Raw genomic sequence first — 5,356 nt, forward strand, 5'->3', positions numbered from 1 at the left:
ATCGTCGGCGCGCTTTCCACCCTGCCGGGTCGGTGGAAGCTGAGGTTCGATGACGCCCCACTCACGATCCGACAAGTCGAACCGCATGGTATATTCACTCCCTCTCTTGCCACTCACGACCCAAGACTGAGCGAATCATACACCGAGCGCTTTACGCAAAAGCAGATTTGAGTTTAGACCCTAGAATGTAGGCCGCATTCACGATTCCCTCGAACGTCACTCTCGATAATGTTGGAGCGTCCTTCGAGTGCAAACCAATTGGATTATAAAAATGTTTTAAGTTTCTAAATGATACGCCGGCATTCAGAAGCATAAGCCTTGCACAGGCGTATTTAAAATTATTGCCCTGGTCGGCAGCATGAAGAAAGAATATGCACGTGTTGATTTTTTTGTCTATTAGATTCACCATGCTATCAAGAATACGGTCTACATTTTCATCATATTTCCGTTCGTCCTGTTCATTTTGTTCGTTCATTGATGCCGCCAGATGGAGCGTACGAGTAACAAGTTCTGCCGTTTTTCCGTGAGGCTAGAGGGCAGCGCTAGTGCCCAATTCATGGCTCAGAAGTACTCGGTAGTACCTTGCCGATGTTCCTGTATGGCGGCACGTGCCATCCGTTCCAGCAAGGTGTCGCGCGTCGCGGCGCGTGCTAGCCATTCGTCCAGGAAGCTTTGCTCCTGATCCTCGCTTTCCGAGCGATCCGACATGACACTCTCCAATGTTCTCGTAAGCAGCATCGCCCGCGTTTGGTGTGCGCGCAAGGAGCCTACACCTTTTCCGCGCGGCACAGCCTCTCTGTGCCTCTGTGTCTCTGTGGTTCAGTCTTCCCTTGCACGCCCCCCGCCAGCGGCACGCCGCGCCCGCGGGGGGGCTTCCCTCGCCCGCGCGTCCGTGGCACATACGCGCCCTAGCCGACAGACCTGCCCGATCCGAGACCCCGCGCGCCGTGCCCTCGCTTCAAGAGGGCGCCGTCCGCCGCGCGGGGACAAACGCGCGCGAAAGCCAGTCATGCCCAAACGCACCGATCTCAAGTCCATCCTGATCGTCGGCGCCGGGCCGATCATCATCGGCCAGGCCTGCGAGTTCGATTACTCCGGCGCGCAGGCCTGCAAGGCGCTGAAGGAGGAGGGCTACCGGGTGATCCTGGTGAACTCCAACCCGGCGACGATCATGACCGATCCCGGGCTGGCCGACGCCACCTACATCGAGCCGATCGAGCCCGAGGTGGTCGCCCGGATCCTGGAGCGCGAGCGCCCGGACGCGATCCTGCCCACGATGGGCGGGCAGACCGGCCTCAACACCGGGATCGCGCTGTGGCGCGACGGCACGCTGCAGCGTCTGGGCGTGGAGATGATCGGCGCCAACGCCGACGTGATCGAGAAGGCGGAGGACCGCTGGCGCTTCCGCTCGGCGATGGAGGAGATCGGCCTGAAAAGCCCGCGCGCGCGGATCGTGCGGTCCTACGAGGAGGCGATGGCCGCGCGCGAGTACGTCGGCGTGCCGGCGATCGTCCGGCCCTCCTACACCCTGGGCGGCACCGGCGGCGGGATCGCCTACAACGACGACGAATACGAGGAGATCGTGCGCTCCGGCCTGCGGCTGTCGCCGGTCAACGAGATCCTGATCGAGCAGTCGGTGCTGGGCTGGAAGGAGTACGAGATGGAGGTCGTCCGCGACCACGCGGACAACTGCATCATCGTCTGCGCGATCGAGAACATCGACCCGATGGGCGTGCACACCGGCGACAGCGTGACCGTGGCGCCGACGCTGACCCTGAGCGACAAGGAATACCAGGTGATGCGCGACGCCTCGCTCGCCTGCCTGCGCGAGATCGGCGTCGACACCGGCGGCTCCAACGTCCAGTTCGCGGTCAACCCGGAGACCGGCGAATTGGTGGTGATCGAGATGAACCCGCGGGTCTCGCGCTCCAGCGCGCTCGCCTCCAAGGCGACCGGCTTCCCGATCGCCAAGGTCGCCGCCAAGCTCGCGGTCGGCTACACGCTGGACGAGCTGGACAACGACATCACCAAGGTGACGCCGGCCTCGTTCGAGCCGACGATCGACTACGTCGTCACCAAGATGCCGCGCTTCACGTTCGAGAAGTTCCCGGGCGCGGAACCTTACCTGACCACCGCGATGAAGTCGGTCGGCGAGGCGATGTCGATCGGCCGGACCTTCCAGGAAAGCCTGCAGAAGGCCTTCCGCTCGATGGAGACCGGCCTGTCCGGGCTGAACGAGGTGGCGATCCCGGAGGCCCTCGACGACCAGTGCCAGGTCGACAAGGGCGCGGTGCGCGCGGCGCTGTCCAGGCCCGCGCCGGACCGGCTGCTGACGATCGCCCAGGCGTTCCGCCACGGCCTGACCAGCCGCGAGATCCAGAGCGCCTGCCACTTCGACCCCTGGTTCCTGGAGCAGGTCCGCCAGATCGTCGAGGCCGAGGAAGGCGTGCGCCGCGACGGCCTGCCGCCGGAGCCGGAGGCGTTCCTGCGGCTGAAAAAGATGGGCTTCTCCGACGCCCGGCTGGGCGAGCTGGTCGGGCAGGGCGAGCCCGAGGTCGCGGCCGCGCGCCGGGCGATCGGCCTGCGCCCGGTTTATAAGCGGGTCGACACCTGCGCCGCCGAGTTCCCGTCGCCCACCCCCTACATGTACGGCTGCTACGAGGGCGACCTGCCGGGCGAGGCGGAGAACGAGGCCGAGCCGACCGACCGGCGGAAGGTGATGATCCTGGGCGGCGGGCCCAACCGGATCGGCCAGGGGATCGAGTTCGACTACTGCTGCGTCCACGCCGCGTACGCGCTGGAGGCCGCCGGCTACGAGACCATCATGGTCAACTGCAATCCCGAAACCGTCTCGACCGACTACGACACCAGCGACCGCCTGTACTTCGAGCCGCTGACGGCGGAGGACGTGAGCGAGATCGCCCACGTCGAGCAGTCGCGCGGCAATCTGGTGGGCGCGATCGTGCAGTTCGGCGGGCAGACCCCGCTCAAGCTGGCGGCCGACCTGCAGGCCGCGGGCGTGCCGATCCTGGGCACCCCGCCGGACGCGATCGACCGGGCGGAGGACCGCCGGCGCTTCCAGGAGCTGTTGAACATCCTGGACCTGAAGCAGCCGGCGAACGGCCTGGCGACCAGCGAGGCCGGCGCGGTCCAGGAGGCCGCCCGGATCGGCTATCCGGTCCTGCTGCGCCCGTCCTACGTGCTGGGCGGCCGGGCGATGGAGATCGTCCACGACGAGGCCGACCTGAAGCGCTACATCCAGAACGCGGTCTCGGTCTCCGGCAAGAACCCGGTCTTGATCGACAGCTACCTCGCCGACGCGATCGAGGTCGACGTCGACGCGCTCTGTGACGGCGCGGAGGTGTTCGTCGCCGGGATCATGGAGCACATCGAGGAGGCCGGCATCCACTCCGGCGACAGCGCCTGCGCCCTGCCGCCGCATTCCCTGCCGCAGGCGACGATCGACGAGCTGGAGCGCCAAAGCCGCCAGCTGGCGCGCGAACTGGGCGTCATAGGGCTGATGAACGTGCAGTTCGCCGTGCTCGACGGCACGGTCTACCTCCTGGAGGTCAACCCGCGCGCCAGCCGCACCGTGCCGTTCGTCGCCAAGGCGACCGGGGTGCCGGTCGCCAAGATCGCCGCCCGGCTGATGGCCGGCGCCAAGCTCTCGGAGTTCCAGCTGCAGCGCACCAAGCGCGACCACGTGGCGGTCAAGGAGGCGGTGTTCCCGTTCGCCCGCTTACCCGGGGTCGACGTCATCCTGGGTCCCGAGATGAAGTCGACCGGCGAGGTCATGGGCCTGGACGGCGACTTCCCGCGCGCGTTCGCCAAGGCGCAGATCGGCGCCGGCGTGAAGCTGCCGGACAGCGGCACGGTGTTCATCTCGGTCAAGGACGGCCACAAGCCGGCGATGGTCGAGCTCGGCCGCGACCTGCTGTCGATGGGCTACCAGCTGGTCGCCACCGCCGGCACCGCCGAGCACCTGCGCGCCGCCGGCCTGAAGGTCGAGGAGGTCAAGAAGGTCCGCGAGGGCCGGCCGCACATCGTCGACAAGATGAAGTCGGGCGAAGTCCAGATGATCTTCAACACGACCGAAGACAAAAAGGCGATCGCCGACTCCTTCTCGCTCCGGCGCACCGCGCTCACCAACGCGATTCCCTACTACACGACCGTTGCCGGCTGCCGCGCCGTCACCCGCGCGATCCAGGCGATGCGTTCGGGTCAGCTTGAAGTCGCCCCCTTGCAGGCGTATTTTGAGAGGTCGTTCTAGCGCGCCGGTTCGCCGGCAACGCCGACGCTGGCCGGTTTGCCGGGCCCCGCTGGCTCCAGGTGGCCTGGTTCGGGTTGCGGCGCGGCATGCTGGTTCTCATCTACACCTGGGCGGCGCGCGGACCGACCGTCCGTCACAACCGCGCCGGCCGCGATCCCCGGACAGGCGCCCGGGTCACGCAGACAGGGCTGCGGGACCGGGATACGGGCGTGACCACCCACCCACGACCAACGCAGTCGAAGCTGAGTTTGCGAGCGAAATGAGCAACAAGGTACCGATGACGGCGGAAGGCTATAACAAGCTCTACGAAGAGCTGAAGTACCTCCGCTCGACCGCGCGCCCGGAAGTGATCCAGGCGATCGCCGAGGCGCGCGAGCACGGCGACCTGTCCGAGAACGCGGAATACCACGCCGCGCGCGACCGGCAGTCGTTCATCGAGGGGCGCGTGGCCGAGATCGAGGACATGCTGGCGCGCGCGGAGGTGATCGACGTCACCAAGCTGTCCGGCGACACGGTGAAGTTCGGCGCCACCGTCACGGTGGCCGACGAGGACACCGACGAGGAGACCACCTACAAGATCGTGGGCGAGCACGAGGCCGACGTGAAGACCGGCCGGATCGCGGTCACCAGCCCGATCGCCCGCGCCCTGATCGGCAAGGCTAAGGGCGATTCCGTCGAGGTCGAGACCCCGCGCGGCCAGAAGTTCTACGAGATCGAACAGGTCGAGTTTAAGTAGGCGCGTTGGGCGGGTCCCCTCTCCCTTGAGGGGAGAGGTGTGCACGGCTGTGTCGATACCCGTCAGGCATCCTTCGACACGGCTTGCTTACGCAAGCCTGCTCAGGATGAAGTTAGAGGTGTTTCAGGAACATATATCACCTTCATGCTGAGCAGCCGCCGACAGGCGGCGTGTCGAAGCACGCCTGACGGGTGTCGAAGCGCCTGCTGTGCAGGGGTCTCCGTGACGGGAGAGGGCCAGGGTGAGGGTGGCACTCCGCGCGATACGCCGAGGAGTCCCACCCTCACCCTCCCACGGACCTTGCGGCCCGCGGGCCCCACCCTCTCCCCTCAAGGGCGAGGGGGTGAACC

The 5,356-nt window shown here is 66.2% G+C and carries 3 protein-coding genes; 2 read left to right on the plus strand and 1 reads right to left on the minus strand.

All coding sequences use genetic code 11. The features are described 5' to 3' along the window. Positions 1-561: 561 nt before the first annotated feature. Positions 562-708 (minus strand): hypothetical protein, encoded by a 147-nt coding sequence (locus tag CKO28_RS26550; protein WP_200344317.1) that lies wholly within the window; start codon positions 706-708, stop codon positions 562-564. A gap of 301 nt (positions 709-1,009) precedes the next feature. On the opposite strand from CKO28_RS26550, the gene carB reads away from it, so the two are divergent. Further along, positions 1,010-4,270: a carbamoyl-phosphate synthase large subunit gene (gene carB, locus CKO28_RS26555; RefSeq protein ID WP_200344325.1), complete on the plus strand. Its 3,261-nt coding sequence runs from the start codon at positions 1,010-1,012 to the stop codon at positions 4,268-4,270. 259 nt (positions 4,271-4,529) lie between these two features. After that, a complete protein-coding gene (greA, locus tag CKO28_RS26560; RefSeq protein WP_200344327.1) occupies positions 4,530-5,006 on the plus strand; it encodes a transcription elongation factor GreA in 477 nt (158 codons plus the stop codon). The last annotated feature ends 350 nt before the right edge of the window (positions 5,007-5,356 follow it).

It is taken from the genome of Rhodovibrio sodomensis (assembly GCF_016583645.1).
Classification (GTDB): domain Bacteria; phylum Pseudomonadota; class Alphaproteobacteria; order Kiloniellales; family Rhodovibrionaceae; genus Rhodovibrio; species Rhodovibrio sodomensis.

Coding starts and splice junctions, on each gene's coding strand:
- CKO28_RS26550 (WP_200344317.1), bottom strand. CDS start 708: ATGTCGGATCGCTCGGAAAGCGAGGATCAGGAGCAAAGCTTCCTGGAC.
- carB (WP_200344325.1), top strand. CDS start 1,010: ATGCCCAAACGCACCGATCTCAAGTCCATCCTGATCGTCGGCGCCGGG.
- greA (WP_200344327.1), top strand. CDS start 4,530: ATGAGCAACAAGGTACCGATGACGGCGGAAGGCTATAACAAGCTCTAC.